Source organism: Herpetosiphon gulosus, assembly GCF_039545135.1.
Lineage (GTDB): Bacteria > Chloroflexota > Chloroflexia > Chloroflexales > Herpetosiphonaceae > Herpetosiphon > Herpetosiphon gulosus.
The window spans coordinates 128858-150203 of the sequence record NZ_BAABRU010000009.1; the positions used below are offsets into that span (position 1 = coordinate 128858).

Genomic DNA, 21346 nt, shown 5'->3' on the forward strand with positions numbered 1-21346 from the left:
AGCGGCGTAGGCTCGGCTATTGGTTATTTGGTGATTGAGATCGGTGCGAATGATTCGCCACCAGTTGGATTTGGCACCCAGCCTTGCAAGGCTTTTTTAGCTGCCAATACTGGCGGAGCATGCACGATCGGAATCCGGGGCAAATCGGTGTTAATCAACTTGCCAGCTTCTTGGAACAAGCGGATCGACTCGGCGGGTGAGGAAGCACCACCTGCATCGGCCAGCAATTGCCAAACTTGCTCGTTGGTATAACCAGCTTCGTCGGCGTTGCCTGGACCAAAGTGAGTGAACAAGAAGTTGTTTGGGTCGCCATAGTCGCCCGTCCAACCCAACATGACCATCCCATTTTTCAGGCCAGCATCCCAGTTATCGAGATACACACCCCAATCTTCGGTTTTGAGTTCGACTTTGATCCCAACGTCAGAAAGTTGGGCCGCGTAGAGTTCGGCTACCGACTTAGCATCGGGGTAGTAAGGTCGTGAAACGGGCATATACCACAATTCCAAGGGCAATTCAGTACCATCGGTCAAGACCATGGTGCTAAAGCCATCGGCATAACCAGCTTCGGCCAACAAGGCTTTGGCCTTTTCAGGATCATAGGCATATGGTTCGAGGTCAGTCGCACGATATTCAGCCAAGCCATCGGGCAAGAAGTCGTCGGCAATTGAGCCAACGCCGCCATACGAGGCATCAAGAATTTCTTGCTTGTTGATGGCATAGGCAACCGCCTGACGAACCCGCACATCGTCAAAAGGCTTGTTGTTCATGTTCAACGACAAGTAGGCAATGTTGAACGGAGTCAAATCGACTACTTGCAAATCGGCGCTTGAAGCAATTTTATCGCGGCTATCAGCACTCAAGTTGATTGTGAAATCGATTGTGCCAGCTTCAAGCTCGGCCAAACGTTGTGGTGCTTCGGCGATAAAGCGGACAACCACACCTGGCATTTTGGCCTTGTCGCCCCAATAATCTTCGTTGCGCACTAAGGTGATACTTTGACCAGCATCCCAGCGCTCAAACTTGAAGGGGCCAGTTCCAACGCCACCAACTTCAGGTGAGCCATATTTTTCTTTGGCAGCCTTGACGGCATCAGGCGATGAAATCCCGAAGTATGAGGCGGCCAAATAGCTTGGCAACAACGGCACAGGCCGCGTCAACACAAACTTAACCGTGGTTGGGTCAACTGCCACAACTTCTTTGAAGGCACTGTTGGGGTCGCCAGCATAACCACCAAAGATGTCGGGCACGATATTGTATTGTTTGCCTTCAGCACGGAAGCCAAACTCAAAATCGGGCACAAACAAGCGCTGGAAGTTGAACACGACTGCATCAGCGTTGAAGTCGGTACCATCAGAGAATTTAACCCCTTCACGCAGCGTAAACGTCCACTCAGTCGCGTCGGCGTTTGGTTCCCACTTGGTCGCCAATTCTGGTACAACTTCCAACGTACCAGCTTTGAAACCCAACAACGATTCTTGGATTTGGCGGGTTACAATCAAAGCCGTACCCGTGGTTGTATCCATTGAATCGAGTGAATCGGGTTCGCCTGAGCCACCAAACACCAGATACTTATCAGCATCACCCATGGTTGGTTCTTCGGTTGCAGCAGCGGCTTCGGTTGGTGTGGCTGCGGCGGTGTCATCTGTAGGAGCGGTAGTTGGGGCGGCAGTGGGTTCGCCACCAGTAGCGGGAGTTGAGCCAACAGTCGCGGTTGGAGCGGCGGTTTCGCCACAGGCAGCTATCAACGGTATCATCAATACCAAGAGCAATAGCCAGCCAATCGAACGCTTACCCGGTTTACGGAAAGACATGAGACCTCCTTAAGCTATGCGTTCCTAAGATAGTCTTACTCTCGTCATCTCCACTGATACAGAGCGGTGCGGTTATCGTATTATAGGGCAAAATCCATGCAAGGTAAAATCTCGTTAACTTAATTTGGCAATCAACTGGCTCGTTTTTTAATATCTTCTCGGCTCCAGCAGCCAGCTTAGGCTTGAAGTAACGCTTCTTTTGTCGATTAATAGACTGCTACAGTACGCTTGCAGCGCTAGTTGTGATTTACCCGATTTAGCCTATAATACGGGGCAGTTACAACTAGGCACGGATTATTTAGAGCAAATTAGATTGCTCATCCTCAAATACTCCCTCATTAATTCTTTATCAGCCTTATCGAGGTATCAGGTATGCCGATCTATGTTGGACTTTTTCTGATCGCCTTTGCAACCCTGAGCGTAGAAATTTCGCTCTCACGGCTGCTAAGCGTTATGACATGGTATCATTTGGCCTTCTTCGCGGTTTCGACGGCGATGCTGGGAATGACTGCAGGAGCAACAACTGTCTATCTGCAACCAAACCGATTTAGTCGCGAACGTTTGGCTGACTCCTCTGCCAAAGCCTCGTTAGCCTATGCATGTGCTACTCCAGTTATGCTGCTGATTCTTTGTCGTATCCCATTTGATACGGGTTCAACAATCCAGCGGCTGTTGCAGATGGTGCTCGCAACCTTTGCCTGCTCCTTGCCATTTTACTTTTCAGGGATTGTGATTAGTGCGATCTTGACGAAATCGCCATTGCCAATCGGACGACTCTATGGCAGTGATCTAATCGGGGCCGCCTTGGGATGTTTGTTCGTTTTGGGTGGTTTAGCCTTCTTAGATGCCCCAAGTTTCATTTTGCTTTGCGGCGCAATCGGCGCGGTAGCGGCATTAAGTTTTGCTTGGAAAAGCAGCTCATCACGCCTACGTCAACTCTGCTATGGGATTGGAGCTGTCCTCATCCTCGCCGCTGGATTCAATCAATCAACAGGGGCACTCATCCGCCCACTTTATGTTAAAGGTCTCGCCGAAGATTCGACCAACCTGCTTTTAGAAGAATGGAATTCATTCTCGCGGGTTGTCGTCTTTAATCAACAAAACGCCAACCTCGAATATTGGGGAGCCAGTCCAGTCGCACCCCAAAACCTATTGCCCCAATATCAGATGAACATTGATGGCGCAGCGGGCACATCAGTTCGCCAATTTTCATCACTCGCTGATATTGAGCACTTGAAATATGATGTCACCAATATGGTGTATTACCTGCGCCCACAAGGTTCGGCTGCGGTAATCGGGGTCGGAGGTGGCCGCGATCTGCAAAGTGCGATCTTGTTTGGCCATGAGCAGGTCACTGGCATCGAACTTAACCCCATCTTTGTTGACTTGTTGCAAAATAGGTTCAAAGAATTCGCCGGACTCGCCAATCGGCCAGGTGTTTCCTTCGTGGTAGATGAGGCGCGTAGCTATCTTTCGCGCACTGACCAGCGCTATACAACCATTCAGATGTCGTTAATTGATACCTGGGCCTCAACCGGAGCCGGAGCCTATTCGCTCTCTGAAAATGGGCTTTATACGATTGAAGCATGGCAAGTCTTTTTAGATCGCCTGACCGATGATGGTATTTTTACTGTCTCACGCTGGTATTCGTCGGATAACGTTGATGAGACAGGTCGGATTGTCAGTTTGGCAGTGGCCACATTGCAACAGGCCGGAATCACCGATCCATCGCGCCATATTGCCTTAATCGGCTCGGGCAAAGTTTCAACCTTGCTCTTGAGCCGCCAGCCATTTAGCGAGCAAGATATTGCTCAATTACAGCAAGTAACCAGCGATTTACAGTATCGCCCACTGATTATACCGGGTACACCCCCAGAAAATGCGGTTTTACGCAGCATTGTCGAGGTCACTTCGCCTGAGGCACTGATCGAGGCTGTACGCGATCAGCCATTAAATTACACGCCAACGACCGATGAAAACCCCTACTTTTTCAACATGCTGCGCTTGGATCGCATGGATGTGGCGTTGAATAAGACCTCGGTCGATAATGGGGTTATCGACGGGAATTTAACCGCAACCCTCACCTTGGTTGGCCTAATTGTTTGTCTCTTAATCTTCGCCGTGCTTACAATTGTCATGCCACTCATTCTAAGGAGCCGCGCCAAAAACATTGATTCTGGCAAAATCGTTTGGTCAGCGGCAGCCTATTTTTCGCTGATTGGTTCGGGGTTTATGTGCGTTGAAATCGCGCTTATGCAGCGACTCTCGGTGTTTTTGGGGCATCCCGTTTATGCCTTGGGCATTTTGCTCTTTACGATCATTGCCAGCACTGGCGTGGGTAGTTTTTTCAGCGAACGCCTGCCCTTGACGCGCAAACCTTGGATTTTTGTTATGCCAATCGTCACAGCGTTGACAATTCTGATCATTCGGTTTGTGCTCTCAGAAGTTATCGCAGCCATGATCACCGCCCCAATGGCCACCAAGATTACCGTCTCGATCTTGCTGATGTTTCCTTTGGGGCTGCTGCTTGGCCTGTTCTTTCCAACGGGAATGCAACTGGTTCGAGCCAGCGGTGCGACTGAAACGCCTTGGTATTGGGCACTCAATGGCATCTTTGGCGTGCTTTGCTCGGCGTTAGCAGTCCTGATCTCGATTTATTTCGCGATTTCGGTCAACTTTTATATTGGCGTAGTTTGCTATAGCCTGTTGGTGCTGTGTCTGAACCATATGCGCAACCTCAAAGAGGCAAATTCAAGCTTAGTCCAAGAAACAGCAAATTAAGTCTACGATCAGCAATTGCCCATCACCAATACTTTTGCAGCGGCTGGTGATGGGCAATTTAATAGTTACTCGTGGCGCAAGGCATCAATTGGGTTCAGTTTGGCGGCTCGTTGAGCGGGGTAAATTCCAAAGAACAAGCCAACCCCTAGCGAGAAGCCGATCGCGACTCCGACAGTTTGTAAATCAATCGGCGCATCGAGCAAGCCCATTTGGGTTACCACAATTGGAATAATGCTCCCAAGCAGCAAGCCAATCATCCCGCCTGTCATACTCAACACCGCCGCCTCAACCACAAATTGCATCAAAATATGATGGCTACGTGCGCCGACAGCCTTGCGCAAACCAATTTCTCGAGTACGCTCGGTCACACTCACCAACATAATATTCATAATCCCAATTCCGCCAACCAGCAGCGAAATCCCCGCTACCGCCGCCAAAAACAGGGTCATCATTGAGGTGATCGTGGTGAGCGTGCCCAAAATTTCGGCTTGGTTGATCACATTAAAATCATCGGCACTGCCATCAAGTTTGAGATGATGGCGCTCGCGCAGCAGCATGCTCACCCGCGATTGTAGGGCATCAAGATCGCTGGCATTAATCGCCGAAAGTGTAATCGAGCCAACCCGATAGCCATTACCATCAGGAGTGCGGGCGTTAAACAGGCGTTTCTGGGCGGTAGTAATTGGAATATAAGCCCGATCATCTTCCGAGCCAAATGCGCTGCCACCCTGTGGCGTGAGCACCCCAACCACACGCAAACTTTGGTTGTTGATCCGCACGGTTTGACCAACGGCCTGACCATTGCCAAATAAATCTTTGGCCAAGGTCGAACCCAACACGATCACGGTATTTGCGCCTTGTAAATGCTCCTCAGTGATAAAACTGCCCTGTTGCATGGTCAAGTTGTTCACCACTTGAAACGACGGAGTTATGCCAACAATTTGGGCGCTTTTATCCGCCGATTTGGCGACAATTTGGGCATTTGAGTTAAGTTGGGGAGCCACGCCAATCACTGGCAGTTGCAAGGCTTCAATCGCCCGCGCATCGTCCATCGTTAAGTTTTGGGCGGCAGTTGCATTGCCAGGCCCACGATTTTGCGAGCCAGCCGAAATCGTCAGGACGTTCGTGCCAATCGCCTCAATTTCGCCAGTAATCGAGGCGCTGGCCCCATTACCGAGTGCCAGCAGCGAAACCACCGAGGCAACCCCGATAATTACGCCAAGCATCGTTAATAACGAGCGTACTTTGTTGGCCAACAAGCTGCCAAAGGAAATGCGCACCACTTCCCACAGGCTGCCAAGACCACTTGAGCTAGCTTCAATCGGCTGAAACAGAATGTCATCGCTGGCGGCGGGAGCGGGCGTGGGAACAGTTTGCACATCAAGCGTTGTCATCATTGCATCCTTTAATTACGCTGATCGCCAATCAACTGCCCATCGCGCATAGTCAGCACTCGCGCCGCATAGGCCGCCACATCATGTTCGTGGGTCACCAGCACCACCGTAATGCCTTGCTCACGATTCAAGCGCCGCAACAATTCCATAATTTCGATGCTGGTTTTGCTATCCAACGCGCCAGTTGGCTCGTCGGCCAAAATTACCGAGGGACTGCCAGCCAAGGCGCGAGCAATTGCTACTCGTTGTTGTTGGCCGCCACTCAATTCGTTGGGGCGGTGATCGACCCGCTGGCCCATGCCCACCAAATTTAGCGCAGCCATGGCGCGGCGTTGGCGTTCAGTGCCCGCAACCCCACGATAAATCATTGGCATTTCAACGTTGCGCAAGGCCGATTGGCGTGGTAATAAATTGTATTGCTGAAAGATAAAGCCCAATTTTTGGCCACGCACCAGCGCCAAATCGTTGCTTGAAAGCTGATCAACTGCCACGCCATCGAGCACATAGGTTCCTGAGGTTGGCGTATCCAAACAGCCAATCAAGTTCATCACGGTGCTTTTGCCGCTACCACTTGGCCCCATAATCGCCACAAAATCGCCTTTGTCGATGCTAAAACTCACACCTTGTAGCGCCGCTACCAGCACATCACCCATTTGGTAGGTTTTGTGAATATCATTCAAGTTGATCATTAACGGCCTCCGCCGAACAAACCACCATTGCCGCTATCCGAGGCGGCAGTTGGCACAGCGATAATCGTATCGCCTTCGTTCAGGCCGCTCAACACCTCGGTAAACGAGCCATCGCTAATGCCCGTAACAACATCGACTTCACGCACGCCAGCGCCATCGGGCACTTGCACCACCCGCCCGCTACCCTTGGGCAACAAGGCTGAATTTGGCACCAGCAAGACATCGCTTTTTTCGCTGAGAATAATGTTGGTGTTGACGGTCATGCCAACTTTAACCATTGGGTCGTTGCTGGGTACGCTAATTTTGACCCGATAAATCACCACGCCATTCGATACTTCAGCCACAGGTGAGATATAACTGACCGTGCCCTCGGCGCTCCATGCATCCAGCGCATCAATCGTTAATTCAACTTTTTGATTCAGCGTCACCAACGCCACATCGGTTTCGCTCAAATTCAGCTCTACATACAAGCCACTACGATCAAGAATGTGCATCACCACACCGCTCGAAGGGCCACCAGGCACAATCGAAACCGAGGTAATCACGCCAGCGAATGGGGCACGCAAGGTCGCATTATCTCGTTGTAATTGAGCCTGTTTCAATGATTGTTCACTCTGCGAAACTGCCGCTTCTTGAATGGCCAAATCGGTATCAGTTGGCGGGGCTGTCAATTTATCAAGGTTGGCATTGGCTTGATCAACATTGGCTTGGGCTGCCGCTACATCCGCCGCCGTGCCACCTTGGGTCAATTTGCGCAAATTGGCTTTGGCTTGGTCGAGGTTGGCTTGGGCTGCCGCTACATCATCAGCGGTTCCGCCTTGTTTGAGTTTATCGAGGTTGGCTTGGGCTTGGTCGAGCGCGGCCTCAGCTTGGGTAATTTCGAGCGCGGTTGCACCTTTCAGCACCGTTTGCAATTGCACTTCAGCATCACGAACTTTAGCTTCAGCATTGGCAATATCCAAGCCTTCTTGGGTTACTGCATTATCATAGGCCAATTGAGCCGCGTCGAGCTTGGTTTGGGCATCTTGCTCATCGCGCACCGCATTGTTATAGCGATCAACATCAGTTTGATAACCAAAATCATCGGGCTTTTTCTTCCAATTACCATCAGCATCGTGGGTTTCCCAATACACTTGGCTGAGGCTAGTTTGGGCGTTACGCACCGCATTGGCAGCAGTATCACGATCAAGGGCGGCTTGATTTTTGGCCTTCGAAGCATCAGATTTAACTTGCTCTAAGCTTGATTTAGCTTGATCAAGCGTAACTTGGGCGCTGGAAACCTTTTCAGGCTTAGGGCCAGCCCGTAGATCATCAAGTTTGGCTTGAGCCGAACGCACTGAGGCTTCGGCATTGGCCAAATCAGCCGGAGTAGCGGTGCCATTTTTGGCTTTGCGCAATTGGGCTTCGGCATTAGCAACACTGGCTTGGGCCGAGGCAATATCAGCGGCGGTTGCGTTGCCAGTTACAGTTTTTTGCAAATTAGCCTTGGCATTATCAACGCTGGCTTGCGAAGCAGCCAAATCCTCTGGGCGGGCATTACCCTCTTGAGTTTGGCGCAAACGAGCTTGGGCGCTTTGCAAATTGGCTTCTGCTGAAAGCACACTTAATGCCAAATTACGATCATCAAGCTCAGCCAGAATCTGGCCTGCGACCACCTGTTGGCCTTCGCTGACCAAGACTGTGCTAACAATTCCGGTGGTTTGAAAGGTCAAATCAAGGCTTTGCTTGGGGTTGATCGTGCCGCTGCCAAGCACCGACGAAACTAAGCGTCCCCGCTGAATCGTCGTGGTGGTGCTGGCCGAGACAGTTGAAGGGTCATCGCCACCAAAAACAAACGGCATTAAAACCAGCGCCAATAAGATCGCGCCGCTAATGACAAACCATTTATAGCCACGTTTTTTGGGCTGTGCTGAGCTTTCAGCCATTGGAAATCTCCTTATACGACAATTTCTAGCTATACTGTAGTGAATCCCGGCGCGATCAGCATCGATCTTTATTTCGATCATTCATTCGCACGTTTTGGTGAGGCGGCGATCATCCATTTGGGTGATGCCAGTGACCCAAGCTTGGTCAATAGTTAAGTATTGGCTTGTGATCAAAGGCGCTAGCGATGAGCAACAAACTCAAAATCGACCGCGAACAAACCCAATGGCGCAGCAGCACAATTTTGCGCTCACTGCCGATTATGTTAATTCCGATTGCCGTAGCAATCATTAGCGTGCTCTGGCTACGAATGAAACTTCCCGCCGAGCAATTCAATCAGCAACCGCAACGTGATGGCACGCCAATTACCGCAATTGTGGTGATCATTATGTTCGTGTCGGCTCTGATTATTTTTGTGCGTTTAGGCCGACCAACGATCTCAGCCTTTGCCTTGGTGGGCTTTTGGACGCTGATCACTACTAGTTTGGCAGTACGCAGCGGGATCACCAGCTTTTTTCCGGCGCTGTTGGTCTTGCCAATTTGCGCCGCAGGCTTATTGATTGATCGGAGTGCCAGCATTGGGTTGGCGGTATTAGCCAGTTTGTTGGTAACCAGTCTCGCTTGGGCCAAACTTCAAGGCTACGATTTAGCCCGCCAAGCGCCGCCCTCGGTATTTAATCGCTATCCTTGGCTGGTTTCAACCGTCTTTTGGATTACGCTCTTTTGGATGGTCGCAAGCATGACCTGGCTCTTAGCGGGGAATTTACAACGAGCCTTGCAGCAAAGCCGTGCTCATGCCCAAGATTTGGAGCAGTTGCGCAGCCAATTGGAGCAGCGGGTGCAAGCCCAAACTGCCGAGCTTGCCCAACGTACCCATCGCGCAGAAGCATTGTATAACATCAGTAGTGCCCTAGCCCTACCAGCAGATATTACCCAAATATTACCGTTGATTGCCGAGCAAGCCCATCAATTGCTGCATGTCGATTACACATGGATTATGCTCAATCACCAGTGCCTAGCGGCCTATCCTCACGCGGCTGCTCACGAACCAAACGTGCAAATAGAGCCAATTCCAGCTACAAAAGTTATGTCAATATCAAGCAAGTTTGGCGAGCATACCGCCTTGGTGTTGCCATTTCAACTTGAACATGATCAAGTGCTGCTGATTTTGGCAGGCGCAGCAATCGCCCAAGCCAACGCCGATGATCGGGCCTTAGCTGAGGGCTTACGTGATCAAGCAGTTGTGGCCTTGAACAACCAACGTTTATTAGCCCAAGTGCGCGATAAAGCCATGCTCGAAGAACGCACCCGTTTAGCCCGCGATATTCACGATACCTTAGCTCAAGGCTTAACTGGCATTGTGATTCAGCTTGGGGCAACTCAACGAGCCTTGGTGTATAGCCCAAGCGAAAGTAGCACTCACTTGGCTTTAGCTAGCCGCATGGCCCGCGAAGCCTTGGCCGAAGCTCGCGCCTCAGTTTGGAATTTACGTGCACCCTTGCTCGATGCCCATAGCTTAACCAAGGCCATTCAGGAACTCGCGGCCCATCCCATGCGCCCTGATTTACAGGTCGATGTGCAGATTGATGGTCAAGCCCTGCGGCTTGATTTGCACGACGAAACTGCGCTTTTACGGATTACCCAAGAAGCCTTGGCGAATGTGGTCAAACATTCCAAAGCCGAACATGTCAGCATTCAATTGATCTATGGGGCGAGCAGCGTGGAGTTATTAATTCACGACAATGGTACTGGCTTCGATCAGACGATTTTAACCAATCAAATGCAGATGACCAACCACTTTGGTTTGATTGGCATGCGCGAACGAGTAGCGCAAATCGGTGGCAGCTTAGAATTAAGCAATCAGCAAGGGGCAGTCGTTCATGTGCAAATTCCCTACAATCCGCCCCAAACAGTCTTGGTTGAAATGGAGTAACCCAATGATTCGTGTTTTAGTTGTTGATGATCATCCGGTTGTGCGCCATGGTTTGATGGCGATGCTGGGCTGGGAACAGGATTTCGAGCCAGTTGGTGATGCTGCTAATGGTCGGCAAGCAGTTAACGTGATCGAGCAACAACAACCTGATGTGGTGTTACTTGATTTGCGTTTGCCGCACCTGAGTGGCATCGAAGTGATGCGCCACACGCGGGCCAGCGCCCCCAATACCCGTTTTTTGGTGCTCACAACCTATGATACCGACGAGTACATTGGGCCAGCCTTGCATGCCGGAGCCGCCGGCTATTTGCTCAAAGATGCTAGCCCTGAGGAAGTTTTTCGGGCGATTCGTTCAATTCATGAGGGTGGCGCAGCTTTGCAATCGGGCATTGCGGCGCGAGTGCTCAAACGCCTGGCCACCGAGCCAGCCGAAGATGAGCTTTCGCAGCGTGAGCTTGATGTGTTGCAATTGCTGGTACGTGGCGAGAGCAACAAAGCCATTGCTCTTAAGCTCAACATCTCCGAAAACACGATCAAATCGCATGTTAGCCATATTTTCAGCAAGCTCGATGTGCGCAGCAGGGCTGAGGCTGTGGCGGTCGCCTTGCAACGCGGCCTCGTTAAATAGGACAGTCGATAGATGCAGGGGATTGCATTCCCCTGCGTGTCCAGCGAACAAAAGGCTAAAAAAAGGATTATTCAGCTGATTGTGGTGAATCCAACTGATTCAAAAAGCGATCGGTATAGGTTGCTTCGTTGGGGTCAAAATGCTTAGCAGCGCGGGAAAAATAGGGTGTGGTTACCCGCCGCGCAAACTCCAGCAAGCCCTCTTTTTGAATTGAAGTCAAGGCTTCACGGTAATATTCAAAAATATGAGTATTACCCAAACTCCAACCTGCTTGCAAGGCACCAGTTGCCACGACTGCCGAAACATCCAACAACGATTGGCCTTCGGTGCGAGCGGTTTCGCGTAATTGATCAAAGGTATCGGCCAAAGCAGTTGGTTCGGGTAAGCTGCTAGCATTGGCCTTGATCGTTTCCCATGAAGTGCGCAAGGCCGAAACATCAAGCGGCGGTAAATCAACCGCATCGGCAGCAATGCCTGAAGTTCCTTCCAAACTTTCGAGTAAGGCATCAACCGAGTTGATATTGGCTTCAGCTGGCAACAATTGGCGTTGTTGCAACTCGCTCACCAAAGCTGCCAAATAGGTGCGCGTACCGCTCGTTACATCCGAAGCGGCGGCTAAAAGCCATAACGGCGACCAACCAAGGCTCAAAAAGCCGACCAATTCAACCGCGTTGCCAGCTACTTTGCGCTTGGTCAGTTCTTCGATGCTCATTTTTTGGTCGGCATACACATTTGGCACATCGCCAATCAGCTCAATCGTGATCCGCAGCAAGCGATCGAAGGTCACTTGATAGAGCCGCGTATTGCGCAAACTCTTGGGAACGATCACATTGCTGGCTTCGTTGACCAAGCCGCCAACCAAGGCAGCGCCCGCTCGTAGCGTGCGTTCTGGCAACGAAATAACATAATTTAAGGGTTTTTCCATCGACATCTCCTTTGACAGCGCCTGATCTAGGCTAGTGCTAGGACGATTGTTGGCCGAAGTTTGTTTTAGCCGCGCTAATGTGATCCACATGCGAAACCACAACGGCCACGAAGATTTATTTTTTAGCCACGAATTGCACGAATTACACGAAATATGCTTCTATTGCCTAATCCCATCGCCCAACCCCTCATCCCTCATCCCGATTTTGCCTTCTGCCTTTTGGTTTTCCTTATGTTCTATGTGAAATGTTTTCATTGGGTTAATAACCAGTGCTTCCGTTCCCTCACCCCCAGCCCCTCTCCCACTGCGGCGGGCGAGGGGAGCACTCCTGGAGCGGTTCCCCCTCGCCTCGCGGGCGGGAAAGGGGGCTAGGGGGTGAGGGCATGCTGGCTTTTTATGAAATCGCCGAACGCGATCCGTATTGGCGGGCGGGAAAGGGGGCTAGGGGGTGAGGGCATGCTGGCCGTTGTTAACCTTATAATCCATTACAGCTATGTTCGTGCTCTCCCTCATCCTTCCACAAGATGTCGCCACAAAATCTGATAGACATCGGTTGCATGCAAAGCCGCCTCAGGCAACAGGCTTGGTTGGTTGGTCAGCAATAGCGGCGCATGCACCGGATCGCTGCTGATAATGCCATGTGAGCCACGCACCACACTTGGATCAAGCCCAATTACATCCATCAGATAGCGGAACCCAAGCTTTTTCTTGGCTAAGGTTAGGCCAATTTTAGCCATCGGCAAACGTAAATGCGGGTCAACAAACAATTCAGCAGGGTCATAGCCTGGCTTGCGGTGAATATCGACCGCCCGTGCAAAATCTGGCGCACGTTGATCATCAAGCCAGTAATAGTAGCTAAACCAAGCATCGGCCTCGGCAATCGCCACCAACTCGCCCGAACGTTCGTGATCTAAGCCATACTCGCGTTTACCCTCAGCATCAAGCACCTTGGCAATCCCAGGCGTAGCTTCAAGCAAGGCTTTGACTCGCTCCAGATAACTTAAATCGTTGACATAGACGTGGGCAATTTGATGATCAGCCACAGCAAAGGCTTTGCTCACGCCGGCATCGAGTAATTCGCGGCCCAATTCCTCGCGCACTGCAATCAAGCCTGCTGCCCGCAACAGCCGATTAATTGCAACTGGCCGATTAACGCTAGTAATACCATATTCCGATAAAATTACGATCCGCGCATTCCGTTGCTCATAAAAATCCAGCAAATCGCCAACAACTTGATCGATTTCGGCTAATTGGCTAGCACAACGCTCACTATCCGCACCATATTGCTGAAAACAATAATCCAAGTGCGGCAAATAAATTAAACTCAAGGTTGGATTATAACGTTGTTCAACAGTTTTGGCCGATTCGGCAATCCAGCGTGATGAGGCAATTGAAGAATTTGGCCCCCAAAAATTAAATAAAGGAAACTGGCCCAAATCACGTTGCAAATCATCGCGCAATTCGGCTGGCTGGCTATAAATATCAGGTAATTTACGCCCATCGGCTGGGTACATCGGGCGTGGTGTAACTGCAACATCAACCGATGAATACATGTTGTACCACCAGAACAAATTAGCGCAGGTAAAATTGGGATCAAGCGCTTTGGCCGCTTCCCAAATTTTGGGTGCTTGCACTAATTTGTTCGATTGCCGCCAAAATTTGATTTCACATTCATCACGAAAATACCAACCATTACCAACAATTCCATGATCGCTGGGCATTTTACCTGTGAGATAGGTTGCTTGCATGCTACAGGTCACCGCCGGAACGATCGGTTTAATCGAGGCTTGGGCAGTTTTTTGCTGCCATGCGTTTAAACGTGGCGTGTATTGCCCAATCAAGGCTGGGGTCAGTCCAACCACATTAATTACAACGGTTTTATGCATCTTAAGTTCCTTGAATCGAACGCTGCGCCAAACGGGTCAGCCCAAAGGCGGCGATGGCAAATGCACAGGCCCACAAATTGCCTGCCACAATGCACACCAAGGCATCAAACAGGCTAATGCCAGCAATCAGGCGGCCAATTGCTGGGCCGATTTGGCGCTGGCGATAGACCAAACGCATACTATGCAACGACCAACTTAGCAAAGCCACGCTCACCAGAATTGGGCTAAAATCGGGTGTAATCAAGGCGTAGCCAATTGGCAACAGCACACACATTGCTGGCCAAAGTGCCTTCAATTGCGGGCGTAACTCCGATTTGGCAATAAAGGTAAAGCCCATTACATAGCTAAACAATAAGCCAACCGCTAGCCATGCTTGCCACGAAAAGGCTGCACCCAAGGCAGCAATCGTGCTGAGATAGACTAAAATTCGCGTGCCAGCCATCAGAATCGGGCTGATTGGGTTGGTTTTGTGCCACAGATCGTAGAGCGCAATCAGCCCAACCAAACCACTTGCCCAAATCAGGCCTTGCCAACTGACCAAGGCTACACAGGCCAAGCCAATGCCGAATAAGCCGATTGTCAGTAACAAAGCGGACTTGCGGCTCACCCGACCGCTTGGCAATGGGCGTTCTGGGCGTTCGCGTTGGTCAATCGCGTAATCACACCAATCGTTAAAAACCATGCCAGCGCTATAAAACAAACTGAAAGCCAAAGCCAACAGCCAGACCCGCCAATCGCCAAGACTTACGCCCGCCAAAGCCACACCAGCAAGCGTGTTGCTGATCACGGTCGGATTATTGGAGATGCGCATGAGTTCGAGATAGGCCCACCAGCCAGATTTAGCGTTTGAGTTCATGCAACACCCACGCATATTCACGAGCGATCGATTCGGTCAGATCAAGCTTCAATTGACTCGGTAGCACATCCCAGGTATAGGTTTCAATCTCTAAATGCTGGCTGTAGGGCTGTTCGTTCAAGGCTTGCAAACTTTCAAGCAAAGCTGGCTGGGTAGCGTTGAGCAGGCCAAAACTAGCAGTAAAAATCGGTACATGAAAATGAATCCGCCATTCGCAAGCCGCTGGATCGTCAATCGCCGCCAAGGCTTGAGGCAAATCGCGATATTGCTGCAACGAGCCATCGTGGTTGCGCTGAATCACTTGATGCAAATAAATTGCTTCGCTGAATGGCGCTAAGGCGGCGGCGACGGCCTGGCGATTATCATTAAGCGTTACTTGCAAAGCTGAGCTAAGTTGCACTTTGGCAATGCTAATGCCTGCTGCTTGATAAGCGGCGATCACTTGGCGCGGCGCTTCGTAGGCCACGGCGCAATGACAGATATCCAAACAGGCTCCGACATGGCGACGAATCACATTCTGGGCTTCCAGCAACGAGCAATCGAGTCGAGCTGCTAATTCAACAGCGCCAACATCCAACAATTGCCCAACATAGCGAATTAATTCGCTGCTGGTTTCGAGCAAACCATCTGGCTCAGGCTCAAAGGCTAATTGAATCACAATCCCGCGTTGGCGTTCAAGTTGCACCAACGCGGCAACCACCTGCAAGACATGGCGATTCAACAATTCCCACGGCACAGCGGCCAAATCGGCAAACCATGGCTTATAGCTCAAAGGGCTGGTCGAAATCGAGCCGACCATGCCGTTGGGCAACAGTGCCGCTAAAATCTCGATCAGACGCAAAGTGTAGGCCACTCGTTCAGGCTCGCGCCAATCGGGAGCATGCACTTGATCTTTGACTGGTTGTTGGTGGAAGGGATGGTAGGGAAAGCCATTCAAGGTAAACACATACAGATTATGTTGAGTTAGCCATGCTTGAAAATCAGCAAGCGTAATTGGCTCAAGCAATTCGTGGCTTTCCTGGCCCGAAAGCCGCAAACCAATGCCAAAGGCTTGGTCGGGAGCGAGGCGCTGCTTGAGATCAAGCACATGCTGTTGTAAACCAGTCAAGACGGCTGGCCAGCCGTTGGCTGGATGAATATTGGTGCAATAGGTTAAATCGAGTTGAGGCGCTTGATTAAGCTGCATATGCTTCCATTTCTAACGCACAAGGGCGGGCTGCTCAAGCGACGCAAACTTAAATTTGGGGCATTGGCTCAGGAAACGGCAAGGATTGTTATAGACCACCTCGTGAATCCATTGGTTGGAATGGCCACGGCGGCGCATTTCAAACATACAATTGGGAATAGCCAGCGGTTGGCTTGGCCCCCAATCGCAGGCCGAAGCGACACACAAACGCTCAGTACCATAGATTTCGAGCATATCAATCGCGCGGCCTGGCGAAACTTTGGTCATCGGATAAAGCGTCAAGCCCGCCCAAAACCCATGTTCAAGCACCATGCGAATCGTATGTTCCTCAACATGGTCAACCATCACGCGGCTGGGATCGATGCGGCTGTTGCTAGCTAAAGTTTCGACAATCGCCTTCGTGCCTTTGTATTTGTCTTCAAGGTGCGGGGTGTGAATATGAATTAATTGGTTATGTTCAAGCGCTAATTCAACATGATCAATAAAGGTGGCTAGCTCATTGCGGGTCACCCGGTTGAGGCCAATTTCGCCAATCCCAAGCACAGTTGGTTGATCTAAAAATTGCGGAATGATCGCCAAAACTTCGCGAGCCAACTCACGATCTTCGCCTTCCTTGGGGTTTAAACAGAGCCAGGTGTAATGCTGAATGCCATATTTAGCGGCGCGTTGGGGTTCAAACTCAGTCAAATGTTTAAAATAATCGGCAAAGGCACTGGCTGAAACCCGATCATACCCTGCCCAAAAAGCTGGCTCAGTCACCGCAACACAGCCAGTCAAGGCCATGGCATGATAATCGTCGGTTGTGCGCGAAACCATATGCGCATGCAAATCGATGTAATTGATCATTGCTCGCTCTCCTTGGCAGCACCATAGGCACTTTGGCCGTCGCGTTCGGCGCGTAATTCGCTGCTCACATCGCTCAACAACATTTGGATGCATTCAACTCGGCCAAATTCATCGCTATTCAAGGCCTTGAGTGCTTCGCGAAAGGCTTTAATCCGAAAGTCATCGTTGGCGTTATGCTCAACTGAGCGATCAAAGCGATCCAAAAAAGCCGCAATATCTAAAATTTTGGTGCGATGCTCAATAAATTCCAGTTCAATCAACTCACGCTGGCTGCGTGGGCAAGAGCCTTCAATCTGCATAAAATCCTCGCTTTAAGCCCGTTCGGCTAAATATCGAATGGCTTGTTGCATCATTGTTAAATCAATCGTGTGAACATCGTAGGGTTGGCCGATGCCGCGAATCAAGGTAATGGTTAATTGGCCGCCAAGGTGTTCGCGAAATTCGGCCAAACCGCTTAGCAAACTTTGGGGATGTTCGGGCTGTTCAAGCTGGTTGCTAAGGGCTGGATGATACAGTTCAAAACCAACCGCCATTAAACAATTTAACACTCGTTGCCAATCGGCCTCGGCTAAATCACCCTTTAAATAACTGTAGGTACAATCCAAGGCGATGCCAATTGCTACCGCCTCACCATGCCGCAAACTATAATTGCTGAGCTGTTCAAGTTTATGCGCCGCCCAATGACCAAAATCCAAGGGCCGCGCCGAGCCACGCTCAAATGGGTCGCCCCCAGCAATGTGGACCAAATGCAATTCGGCACAGCGAAAAACCTGATCGGCCATTACCGCCAAATCACGTTGCTGTAGGGCAACAGCAGTGCGCTCAATCGTGGCAAAAAAAACGGAATCTTTGAGCAAAGCCACCTTGATTGCCTCGGCGATGCCGCTGCGCCAATCACGTTCGCTCAGCGTTGTGAGAAAATGGCTATCGTTGAGCACGGCATAGGGCGGGGCAAACGTGCCCAAGAAATTCTTTTTGCCAAAGGCATTGATGCTATTTTTGACCCCAACTGCTGCATCGTTTTGAGCCAAAACTGTGGTTGGCACACGAATTAAGCGCACCCCACGGTGAGCCGTCGCTGCTGCATAGCCAACCATATCGATTAATGCGCCGCCACCGATTGCCATTAGATACGAATGGCGATCGATCGCATAACGATTAATTCCATCGTAAACTGCTTGCAATGGCTCAGTGGTATGCTTGATCGCTTCACCACCAACTAAAACTAGGCTTGGCTTAACCAAGGTAAAGGCTTGACTGGCTTGGGCATAGGCTGCAATCTGAGTTAATAGATTTGGGTGATGCTCAGCCACAGCCTGATCAAGCACAACCCAAAGCTTGGGTACACTAGCGCTTGGTGCAAATAATTCATGGAGAATTGGGTTATCCAAGGCAAATAATCGCTGAGTACAATGCACTGGATAGGAATAGCGTACTTCAAATGCTTGCTGGATCGAACGCATAGCCATCTCGCCAACTAGGAGCAACTGCTCAAATAATCAATAGTATTACAATATTCTAATTTTAGCATAGCTCGTAGTAAGACGTTATTTTAGCGAGCGCCAAACAGCGCCGTGCCCACCCGCACAATCGTTGAGCCTTCTTCGATTGCTACCTCAAAATCGCCGCTCATACCCATCGAAAGCTCTGGTAATGGGCGATCAAGCCGCTGTTCAAGTTGGTCACGCAGCTCGCGCAAGGAGCGAAAGCATGGGCGCACCACGCCTTCAACATCATCAGAATAGGGCGCAATCGTCATTAGGCCACGTAAATCGATCAACGGCAATTCAGCGATTGCCCGCACTTCGCCTACAAAATCGAGCCATGCAGGGTTACGCACTCCACCAGCTAGCTCAAACCCATCCTTGGAGCGCTCACCTGAAACATTGACTTGCAACAAAATTGGCAAGGGCTGCGGAATCAGATTAGCTTCTTCATCAACAATTCGATTGAGAATTTCGGCCAACTTCACACTATCGATTGAGTGAATTAATGAAAAAAGCTTGGCAGCACGCCGAGCTTTATTGCGTTGCAAATGGCCGATTAAATGCCAACGGGTTTGGGCCAGGGCTTCGGGCGTTTGCAGGGCAATTTTCTCCTCGGCTTCTTGCACCCGATTTTCACCCACATCGTGAATGCCTGCCGCCAATACCGCATTAATCCGTAGTATAGGATGAGTTTTGGTGACTGCAATCAAGCGCACGCTGGCTGGATCACGCTGGCTGCGCTGGGCGGCTTGGATGATCCGCTGTTGAATCTGAGCGACCTGTTCCAACAATCGGGCGTGATCAAACGGCATGGTGTACCTCGCGTAGACCAATCACAGCGGCAAATCGACCAGTGGCTCCTCGTTCATGGCGATGCGAGAAGAAACGATCATGATGACAAGCAGTACACATATTCATCCGAATCAGGTTAGCTGGTTGAATGCCTGCTTGCAATAACCAATGGGCATTAGCCGCCCATAAATCAAAATGAGGGCGTGGCTTGCCAAGCTGGCGCAACAACATTTGGGCTGAATGTTCAGCAAAGGCCTGTTCAACGGCACCGATCACTGGCTGATCAACTTCATAGCAGCATGGGCCGATCGCTGGGCCAATTGCCGCCAAAATGTTGGCTGGCTGCGAGCCAAATTGGGCTTGCATCGTGGTGATCATTACCTGAGCAATGTTATTAACCGTGCCTTGCCAACCAGCATGGGCCACCCCAACCGCTTGAGCAACCGGATCAAAAAATAGCAGCGGGGTACAATCAGCAAAATTAGCCCAAAGCACCAAGCCTGGTTGATTAGTCACAAGGCCATCGGCAGGTGGTAGGGTTGTTTCACGCTCGATCGCGCCCCGCCCACGCTGCAACTCACCCACCACCGCGACAGTTGTGCCATGCACTTGGCCTGCTAAAATGGCATCATCCAAACGAAAGCCTACTCGGTCGGCAAAGCGCCGACGATTCGCCAAGACTGCGGCAGGGTCATCGGGCCGCGAAAAACCAAGGTTGAGGGTCGCATGCGGTGGGACGCTCACCCCACCTTGGCGGGTTGAAATACCATGGATCAACTCAGGATAACGCAATAAGCGTTGAATTTGCTCAATCATGCCAACCCCCGTGGATTGCTAAGATGCGCTTGCATTTAAGTAGCAACACTGCAAAAAGCGTACTAGCGCCAATCATAACACCAGATAGGCTGGAATTGCGCCACAAAAAAACACCTGTTATGGCGAAAAACCATAACAGGTGGATTGCACGTTGCTAAGCAGCAGCGCCTAGGGGTTAGGCATTGCGGCTTTTCTTCAATTCTTCGACGCGAGCCGAAAGTTGGGCAATTTTGTCGCTCAATTCGTCGATATCGCGCTTTGAGGGAATGTTCATGCGGTTGAGCACTTGTTCAAGCCGCGTTTCAACCCGTGATTCGGCTTCATCGGCGACGTGTTCAACTTCACGCTTGCGGCGTGAGAGCACATCATTCAACAAGGTTTTGGCTTCGCGTTCGGCAACTTCACCACGATCAACCAAGCGACCAACGAATTGTTCCATTTCGTCGCGGGTCATGGCTACAGCGCCAACAGCGGCCAGCATGAGCTTGCGCACACCATCGACAAATGGCACACCACGATCGCTCGCTTCATCCTTGATTTCATTCAAGCTTACTTCGATTTCATCAGCCATTACAAATACTCCTTTGGATTGACCTATCGCTCACCAGTGGTTCCAGTATAGCACCGCGCCAAATTAGCCGCGAAGTGCTTCAAGTCGGCGTTCAACTTCGCGTTGGACAGTCACACGTTTGGCATGGCTGGCCTCGAACAATTTGACATGATGCAATTCGGCGATGCCCAAGCCTTCAAGCTTGGCAATGGCTTCTTCAGCCCGTAAGGCTTCGTAACCAGCAAATGGTTCGCGAATTTCACCATCAACCGTCAGATGTTTAGCAATCGCTTGTTCGATTTCGCGTTGAACCGTCACTCGTTTGGAATGATTGCTTTCGTAGGCTTCCAAAGCAAACAGTTCGTCGAGACTCAAGGTTGGCATCAAGACAATAATTTCTTCAGCGGTCAGGCTATCGTAGTTGGCAACCGGGGCAATGCTGCCATCACTGCCAAGCTCGCGCAATTGAGCGTTAAGTTGGGCAATGCGGGCATCGAGTACGCGCAAGGTTTTGCGTGAAGGAATATTCAAGCCTTCCAAAACATCGCTAACCCCGCGCTCAACCGTTTGGCTAGCATCTTGCACATCTTCGTTCAAACTTTTTTGTTCGCGGCGCAAACGTTCGTTCAAATCTTTCAAATCGCCACGAACCCCAGCGGCAACTTTTTCACCACGCTTGATCAATTTTTTGAAGGTTTTTTCACCACTATCAATGGCCAAACCAGCAACCCCTAAGCCTGCCAACCATGAGCGGCGAGCTACTTTTTGGGCACTTTTAACTTGCTTTTCAGTTGTATCAGCAATTTGGCGAATGATCGTCATAGATCGCTCCTTTTGGGTGAT

General features: G+C 50.6%; 18 protein-coding genes. 3 read left to right on the forward strand and 15 right to left on the reverse strand.

Going from position 1 to position 21346, the window contains the following annotated elements; translation table 11 throughout:
* Positions 1-23: 23 nt before the first annotated feature.
* Positions 24-1811, reverse strand: coding sequence for an ABC transporter substrate-binding protein (locus ABEB26_RS13770; protein ID WP_345722605.1), 1788 nt, complete (start codon positions 1809-1811; stop codon positions 24-26).
* Between the two features lie 372 nt (positions 1812-2183).
* On the opposite strand from ABEB26_RS13770, the gene ABEB26_RS13775 reads away from it, so the two are divergent.
* On the forward strand, positions 2184-4592 hold the full coding sequence (locus ABEB26_RS13775; RefSeq protein ID WP_345722606.1) for a spermidine synthase family protein: 2409 nt from the start codon (positions 2184-2186) through the stop codon (positions 4590-4592).
* Positions 4593-4657: 65 nt separating this feature from the next.
* Here the strand turns inward: ABEB26_RS13775 and ABEB26_RS13780 are convergent, their stop codons facing one another.
* From ABEB26_RS13780 to ABEB26_RS13790, 3 genes are read right to left on the reverse strand one after another with little or no spacing between them, the layout of a single operon-like run.
* Entirely contained in the window at positions 4658-5989 is a 1332-nt protein-coding gene (locus ABEB26_RS13780; RefSeq protein ID WP_345722607.1) for an ABC transporter permease, read from the reverse strand.
* 8 nt (positions 5990-5997) lie between these two features.
* Complete coding sequence (locus tag ABEB26_RS13785) at positions 5998-6675, reverse strand: ABC transporter ATP-binding protein (RefSeq protein WP_345722608.1); 678 nt, start codon at positions 6673-6675, stop codon at positions 5998-6000.
* Positions 6675-8600, reverse strand: coding sequence for an efflux RND transporter periplasmic adaptor subunit (locus ABEB26_RS13790; protein WP_345722609.1), 1926 nt, complete (start codon positions 8598-8600; stop codon positions 6675-6677). Before ABEB26_RS13790 ends, ABEB26_RS13785 begins: the two co-directional genes overlap by 1 nt.
* A gap of 185 nt (positions 8601-8785) precedes the next feature.
* Between ABEB26_RS13790 and ABEB26_RS13795 the strand changes: the two genes are divergently transcribed.
* Entirely contained in the window at positions 8786-10531 is a 1746-nt protein-coding gene (locus ABEB26_RS13795; protein WP_345722610.1) for a sensor histidine kinase, read from the forward strand.
* 4 nt (positions 10532-10535) lie between these two features.
* Positions 10536-11159: a response regulator gene (locus ABEB26_RS13800; RefSeq protein ID WP_345722611.1), complete on the forward strand. Its 624-nt coding sequence runs from the start codon at positions 10536-10538 to the stop codon at positions 11157-11159.
* A gap of 67 nt (positions 11160-11226) precedes the next feature.
* Here the strand turns inward: ABEB26_RS13800 and ABEB26_RS13805 are convergent, their stop codons facing one another.
* From ABEB26_RS13805 to ABEB26_RS13855, 11 genes are all read right to left on the reverse strand, one after another.
* Positions 11227-12084 (reverse strand): hypothetical protein, encoded by an 858-nt coding sequence (locus tag ABEB26_RS13805; protein ID WP_345722612.1) that lies wholly within the window; start codon positions 12082-12084, stop codon positions 11227-11229.
* Between the two features lie 509 nt (positions 12085-12593).
* The gene (locus ABEB26_RS13810) at positions 12594-13970 is read right to left on the reverse strand and encodes an alkaline phosphatase family protein (RefSeq protein ID WP_345722613.1); all 1377 of its coding nucleotides are present in this window, start codon (positions 13968-13970) and stop codon (positions 12594-12596) included.
* A 1-nt stretch (position 13971) separates the two neighbouring features.
* Positions 13972-14826 (reverse strand): UbiA family prenyltransferase, encoded by an 855-nt coding sequence (locus tag ABEB26_RS13815; protein ID WP_345722614.1) that lies wholly within the window; start codon positions 14824-14826, stop codon positions 13972-13974.
* On the reverse strand, positions 14810-16012 hold the full coding sequence (eboE, locus tag ABEB26_RS13820) for a metabolite traffic protein EboE (RefSeq protein ID WP_345722615.1): 1203 nt from the start codon (positions 16010-16012) through the stop codon (positions 14810-14812). The genes ABEB26_RS13815 and eboE overlap by 17 nt, the downstream gene beginning before the upstream one ends.
* A 12-nt stretch (positions 16013-16024) precedes the next feature.
* On the reverse strand, positions 16025-16855 hold the full coding sequence (locus ABEB26_RS13825) for a TatD family hydrolase (RefSeq protein WP_345722710.1): 831 nt from the start codon (positions 16853-16855) through the stop codon (positions 16025-16027).
* Complete coding sequence (locus ABEB26_RS13830; RefSeq protein WP_345722616.1) at positions 16855-17157, reverse strand: hypothetical protein; 303 nt, start codon at positions 17155-17157, stop codon at positions 16855-16857. Before ABEB26_RS13830 ends, ABEB26_RS13825 begins: the two co-directional genes overlap by 1 nt.
* Positions 17158-17169: 12 nt before the next feature.
* On the reverse strand, positions 17170-18327 hold the full coding sequence (locus ABEB26_RS13835; protein WP_345722617.1) for a 3-dehydroquinate synthase: 1158 nt from the start codon (positions 18325-18327) through the stop codon (positions 17170-17172).
* A gap of 83 nt (positions 18328-18410) precedes the next feature.
* Complete coding sequence (locus tag ABEB26_RS13840; protein WP_345722618.1) at positions 18411-19157, reverse strand: YggS family pyridoxal phosphate-dependent enzyme; 747 nt, start codon at positions 19155-19157, stop codon at positions 18411-18413.
* A complete protein-coding gene (pgeF, locus tag ABEB26_RS13845; RefSeq protein ID WP_345722619.1) occupies positions 19147-19953 on the reverse strand; it encodes a peptidoglycan editing factor PgeF in 807 nt (268 codons plus the stop codon). Before pgeF ends, ABEB26_RS13840 begins: the two co-directional genes overlap by 11 nt.
* Before the next feature lie 175 nt (positions 19954-20128).
* Positions 20129-20524: a phasin family protein gene (locus ABEB26_RS13850; RefSeq protein ID WP_012189099.1), complete on the reverse strand. Its 396-nt coding sequence runs from the start codon at positions 20522-20524 to the stop codon at positions 20129-20131.
* Positions 20525-20587: 63 nt separating this feature from the next.
* Complete coding sequence (locus tag ABEB26_RS13855; protein WP_345722621.1) at positions 20588-21325, reverse strand: phasin family protein; 738 nt, start codon at positions 21323-21325, stop codon at positions 20588-20590.
* Between the last annotated feature and the right edge of the window lie 21 nt (positions 21326-21346).

Excerpts from the sequence above, each read along its gene's own strand:
- ABEB26_RS13770 (WP_345722605.1), bottom strand. The coding sequence starts at position 1,811 with ATGTCTTTCCGTAAACCGGGTAAGCGTTCGATTGGCTGGCTATTGCTC.
- ABEB26_RS13775 (WP_345722606.1), top strand. The coding sequence starts at position 2,184 with ATGCCGATCTATGTTGGACTTTTTCTGATCGCCTTTGCAACCCTGAGC.
- ABEB26_RS13780 (WP_345722607.1), bottom strand. The coding sequence starts at position 5,989 with ATGATGACAACGCTTGATGTGCAAACTGTTCCCACGCCCGCTCCCGCC.
- ABEB26_RS13785 (WP_345722608.1), bottom strand. The coding sequence starts at position 6,675 with ATGATCAACTTGAATGATATTCACAAAACCTACCAAATGGGTGATGTG.
- ABEB26_RS13790 (WP_345722609.1), bottom strand. The coding sequence starts at position 8,600 with ATGGCTGAAAGCTCAGCACAGCCCAAAAAACGTGGCTATAAATGGTTT.
- ABEB26_RS13795 (WP_345722610.1), top strand. The coding sequence starts at position 8,786 with ATGAGCAACAAACTCAAAATCGACCGCGAACAAACCCAATGGCGCAGC.
- ABEB26_RS13800 (WP_345722611.1), top strand. The coding sequence starts at position 10,536 with ATGATTCGTGTTTTAGTTGTTGATGATCATCCGGTTGTGCGCCATGGT.
- ABEB26_RS13805 (WP_345722612.1), bottom strand. The coding sequence starts at position 12,084 with ATGGAAAAACCCTTAAATTATGTTATTTCGTTGCCAGAACGCACGCTA.
- ABEB26_RS13810 (WP_345722613.1), bottom strand. The coding sequence starts at position 13,970 with ATGCATAAAACCGTTGTAATTAATGTGGTTGGACTGACCCCAGCCTTG.
- ABEB26_RS13815 (WP_345722614.1), bottom strand. The coding sequence starts at position 14,826 with ATGAACTCAAACGCTAAATCTGGCTGGTGGGCCTATCTCGAACTCATG.
- eboE (WP_345722615.1), bottom strand. The coding sequence starts at position 16,012 with ATGCAGCTTAATCAAGCGCCTCAACTCGATTTAACCTATTGCACCAAT.
- ABEB26_RS13830 (WP_345722616.1), bottom strand. The coding sequence starts at position 17,157 with ATGCAGATTGAAGGCTCTTGCCCACGCAGCCAGCGTGAGTTGATTGAA.
- ABEB26_RS13835 (WP_345722617.1), bottom strand. The coding sequence starts at position 18,327 with ATGGCTATGCGTTCGATCCAGCAAGCATTTGAAGTACGCTATTCCTAT.
- ABEB26_RS13840 (WP_345722618.1), bottom strand. The coding sequence starts at position 19,157 with ATGCCGTTTGATCACGCCCGATTGTTGGAACAGGTCGCTCAGATTCAA.
- pgeF (WP_345722619.1), bottom strand. The coding sequence starts at position 19,953 with ATGATTGAGCAAATTCAACGCTTATTGCGTTATCCTGAGTTGATCCAT.
- ABEB26_RS13850 (WP_012189099.1), bottom strand. The coding sequence starts at position 20,524 with ATGGCTGATGAAATCGAAGTAAGCTTGAATGAAATCAAGGATGAAGCG.
- ABEB26_RS13855 (WP_345722621.1), bottom strand. The coding sequence starts at position 21,325 with ATGACGATCATTCGCCAAATTGCTGATACAACTGAAAAGCAAGTTAAA.